The organism is Adlercreutzia equolifaciens (assembly GCF_029076695.1).
GTDB lineage: Bacteria > Actinomycetota > Coriobacteriia > Coriobacteriales > Eggerthellaceae > Adlercreutzia > Adlercreutzia equolifaciens_A.
The window spans coordinates 1-393 of the sequence record NZ_JARFIK010000096.1; the positions used below are offsets into that span (position 1 = coordinate 1).

General features: G+C 42.5%; 1 protein-coding gene. It reads left to right on the top strand.

Annotated features, from left to right (window positions below):
- Positions 1-393, top strand: a 393-nt coding sequence (locus PZH32_RS11625) for a hypothetical protein (protein WP_275208415.1), incomplete at both ends; no start/stop codon positions are given.

A 393-nucleotide genomic window follows, 5' to 3' on the forward strand; every position in this document is an offset into this window, starting at 1 on the left:
GTGATCCACACGATGGTAAATAATGTCAATGCATCAGCAGATGAATTTGGAAAATATTTTACAGCGGTATGTACTTATATGAAGGCACAATCGATCCGGGCAGGGATCAAGCTGAAAAGTGAATCGATCTCTTCCGCACAGTTCATACTCAGGGCACATAAGCAGGCGTTGAAAAGTTCTATAGAAAGAGATGACGAAGTGGCTGCATCCTATGGGATCAGGCGGGTGGCAGAAGTTGAGAAAAATATTACTTCTTTCTTCCATGAAGAAAAACTTCCAAAGGATAATGCACTGTATTACTATGAGACAGATAGATCCGATGTAGGTATTCCGCTGAATGAGGCGGGAGACCTGGTGAGAGCACCGTATAAGTTTGTTGCCAAACTAAAACTG